Source organism: Pseudomonas carassii, from assembly GCF_036324045.1.
Classification (GTDB): domain Bacteria; phylum Pseudomonadota; class Gammaproteobacteria; order Pseudomonadales; family Pseudomonadaceae; genus Aquipseudomonas; species Aquipseudomonas peradeniyensis.
On the sequence record NZ_JAZDCT010000078.1, the window covers coordinates 1 to 2,558 of the forward strand.

Genomic DNA, 2,558 nt, shown 5'->3' on the forward strand with positions numbered 1-2,558 from the left:
CGGTGACCACGCCGGCGATGATCAGTTGCTTCTTGCCGGTGGCCTTCACCGCCTTGACGAAGTCTTCGTTGTCCCAGGCGTTGATGTTGCCGGGGCGGGCAATGTAGGGCGCGTCGGGGAATTGCTCCTTGAGCTCGGGCACCAGAGGGCCGTTGGGGCCGGTTTCGAAGCTGGTGGTGAGGATGGTGGGCAGCTTGAAATACCTGGCGAGGTCGGAAAGCGCCAGCACGTTGTTCTTGAAGCGGTCGGGGTCGATATCGCGCACCAGCGACAGCAGGCCGGTCTGGTGGTCGACCAGCAGTACTGCGGCGTTGTTCTTGTCCAGGCGGTTGTAGTGGAAAGCCATGGCTGAACTCCTTGCTTCAAAGGTAGGGAGTTTCAGCGTAGGCAAACATGGCGTGCAGGGCCGACCGTGGAAGTGTCAGATTTTTTGTGTGCGGGCCGGTAACGGCCTGCCGTCAGGCAGGCCCTGACTTTCACCAGGTCGGCCTGATGAACCGATCTCCGTACAAAATCGCGAATTGATTCATCGCACTTTTCCAATCATGCGCCGCTGAGCCCCAGTTCGCCGTGATGTTTCGCAGCCCCAGCCAGATCAGCTTGGTAGCTGCGTCATCGTTCGGGAAATGGCCTCGGGTCTTGATGATCTTGCGCAGCTGGGCATTGATACTCTCGATGGCGTTGGTGGTGTAGATCACTTTCCGGATGGCTGGTGGGAAGACAAAGAAGGGAATCACTCGATCCCAGGCGCGTCTCCAGGCCGCAACGACCGTTGGATACTGCTTGCCCCAGGGCCCGTTTTCAAACTCATCGAGTGCCTGCTCAGCCGCTTCGGCGTTGATGGCCTGGTAGATCGGCTTGAGCGCCTTGGCCAGTGCCCGCCGCTTGTCCCAGGCTGCAAAGTCCAGGCTGTTGCGGATCAGGTGCACGATGCACGTCTGCAGCGTCGTCTCTGGAAACACGGCGCTGAGAGCCTCTGGCATGCCTTTGAGGCCATCGGTCACGGCAATCAGCACATCCTCGACACCACGTGTCTTGAGATCGTTAAAGACCTTCATCCAGAACTTCGCACCCTCGGTGTTCTCGATCCAGATGCCCAAGATATCGCGCGTCCCGTCGGGTAGAACGCCCAGCGCCAAGTAAATGGCCTTGTTGCGCACCAAGCCTTCTTCGCGGATCTTCACCCGCAGTGCATCGAAGAAAATGACCGGGTACATGGGCTCCAGTGGCCGCTGCTGCCACGCGCCAATTTCTTCCATGACCTCGTCTGTCACAGAGCTGATGAAGTCGGGTGAGACCTCTGTTCCATACTGCTCGGACAGAAAGGCTCGGATCTCTCTGACCGTCATGCCACGGGCGTACATGGCGATGATCTTGTCATCGAAACCGGTGTACCGCCGCTCATGCTTGGGGATGAGAATGGGCGCAAAACTGCCGTCTCGGTCACGAGGAATTTCCAGCCGCAGCGGGCCATCGCCGGTCAAAACCGTCTTGCCACTCTTGCCGTTACGCTGGTTGGTTTCATCCTCTGGGCGCTGCGCGCCCGGCGGATAACCCAGGTGGTGGCCAAGTTCGGCGTGCAGAGCGCGTTCGATCAAGGCCTTCTTGAACGCCGCAGAGGCATCCTCGATAGCCTCTGCGGTCATCAGGCCCTCACCGAACTGCTCCAGCAGCTCTTTGGGGATTTTGGGCAGGTCACGCAAGGGTTTCTTTTTGGTTGGCATACATGCACCTCTTACTCATGTTATGCCCGAACACAAAATTTCTGACACCCTCGTTTTTGAAGTTTTATGCGCATTCATTTGCGATGTCGACGCTTATTCACCTTTCCGCCCTTACGGCGGGTCACTTTTTGTCAAACGCCCGGAGCGCCGGCCGGACAAAAGTAACCAAAAAACGCTGCGCTCCATTCATCCGGCCCTCCGCTTCGCTCCGGGTCCCCTCACTCCGGCCTTGCTCCCGGGAGGGCCGCGCTGCAGGGCCCATCCTGGGCCCCAGCGCTTGACGGGCATCCATGCCCGTCACCTCCCTTCGCAAGACCTCCGTTCGGCCTCCTGAAGTCGCGAAGTTACGGGTGGCGCCTGAACTGGCGCAGCTGTCGCTAGTTTAAACTTAATTAATCTCTCGATTGCATCGCGGGACAAGCCCGCTCCTACACGACAGTCGCCGTTATATAGATCCCTGTAGGAGCGGGCTTGCCCCGCGAAAGGGCCGGAACAGCCAATACATAATTAACTGTCAGACAAGTAACTTCGCATTTCTTGCTCTTGCTCTTGCTCTTGCTTCTAAGCGCGCGATAGTCCAGGCGCCGCCAATTGCGACTTCAGGAGGCCGAGCAGAGTTCTTGCGTAGTGGGGCGACGGCCATGGATGGCCGTCGAGCGCTGCGGCCCAGGATGGGCCGTACAGCGCGGTCCTCCCGGGAGCAAGAACGGAGCGAGGGAACCCCGGAGCGGAGCGAAGGGGCCGGATGAATGGAGCGAGGATTTTTTGGTTCCTTAATGAGATGGTCACCCCGGCACCCTGCGAGGCGTACGCTTTCGCAGGGTGTTTTTTCTT

At 58.9% G+C, this 2,558-nt stretch carries 2 protein-coding genes; both read right to left on the bottom strand.

Annotated features, from left to right (window positions below; translation table 11 throughout):
• Nucleotides 1-346, bottom strand: a 346-nt coding sequence (locus V0R62_RS26590) for an isochorismatase family protein (protein ID WP_330105819.1), incomplete at its 3' end; no start/stop codon positions are given.
• A 130-nt stretch (nucleotides 347-476) separates the two neighbouring features.
• Nucleotides 477-1,724 carry an IS256 family transposase gene (locus V0R62_RS26595; RefSeq protein ID WP_060489951.1) on the bottom strand — a complete coding sequence of 416 codons (1,248 nt, stop codon included), beginning with the start codon at nucleotides 1,722-1,724 and terminating at the stop codon, nucleotides 477-479.
• Nucleotides 1,725-2,558: the final 834 nt, after the last annotated feature.

What these genes read in the sequence shown, in the direction of transcription:
- V0R62_RS26595 (WP_060489951.1), bottom strand. Translation starts at nt 1,724, where the DNA reads ATGCCAACCAAAAAGAAACCCTTGCGTGACCTGCCCAAAATCCCCAAA.